Genomic DNA, 1,012 nt, shown 5'->3' with positions numbered 1-1,012 from the left:
GTTAGAGGAGGTGGGCGTGGGCGGTGCTGGCGGTGTGGTTGGTGTCGCCGGTGTAGGTGGCGGTGTAGGTGAGTCCGAGGTGGAAGAGGAGGTTGAGGGCGCCGCTGGTGCAGGTGGCGGTGCCGGTGTTGTCGGTGGTGGCCGAGCAGAGGGTGATGGTTTGGCCGAGGAGGTTGGTGGTGGTGAAGGTGATGGTCTGGCCGGCCAGGGGTTGTCCGTTGCTGCTGAGGTGGGCGACCAGGTTGGGCAGATTGTCGGCGACGTCGTCGGCGGTGAGGGTGGTGGCGGCCTTGTTGACGGTCTGGGTCAAGGTGGCGCTGGAGGTGGCGGAGTTAGTGTCACCCGTGTAGTCGGCTTCGATGGTGTGTTGGCCGGCGGTCAAGGTGGTGGTGTGGAAGGTGGCTTGGCCGCCGGTGAGGGTGACGGGGCCGCTGGTGAGGGGGGTGCCGTCGATTTTGAAGGTGACGGTGCCGGTGGGGGTGCCGTCGGTGGTGGGGTGGATGGTGGCGGTGAAGGTGACGTCTTGGCCGTAGGTGGAGGTGTTGTTGTTGCTGGAGGACACGATGACGCTGGTGGTGGCCTGTTGGGTGACGGGCTGGGTCAGGGTCCCGGAGGAGGCCTGGGAGTTGGTGTCACCGGCGTAGTCGGCTTCGATGGTGTGGGTGCCGACGGTGAGGGTGCTGGTGGTGAAGGTGGCCTTGCCGGTGGCGTCGAGGGTGGCGGTGCCCAGCACGGTGGTGCCGTCCTTGAAGGTGACGGTGCCGCCGGGGGTGGTGTTGGCGGCCACCAGGGCGGTGAAGGTCACGGACTGGCCGTAGGAGCTGGGGCTGTGGGAGGAGGACACGGTGGTGCTGGTGGCCTGCTGGGTGACGGTCTGCGTCACGGTGCCCGTGGAGGTGGCGGAGTTGGTGTCACCGGCGTAGTCGGCTTCGATGGTGTGCGAGCCGACCTGCAGGGGGCTGCTGGTGGTGAGGGTGGCCTTACCGTTGTTGTCGAGGGTGGCGGTGCCCAG

1 protein-coding gene is annotated in these 1,012 nt (G+C 67.5%); it reads right to left on the bottom strand.

The annotated features are described in order from the left end of the window. Position 1: 1 nt before the first annotated feature. Positions 2-1,012, bottom strand: a 1,011-nt coding sequence (locus tag P3T41_RS36885; RefSeq protein ID WP_280695029.1) for an Ig-like domain-containing protein, incomplete at its 5' end; no start/stop codon positions are given.

Source organism: Kitasatospora sp. GAS204B (genome assembly GCF_029892155.1).
In the GTDB taxonomy this organism is placed as follows: Bacteria; Actinomycetota; Actinomycetes; order Streptomycetales; family Streptomycetaceae; genus Kitasatospora.
The sequence above is the reverse complement of the archived record's forward strand: the minus strand, read 5'-3'. Positions and strand labels throughout refer to the sequence as shown.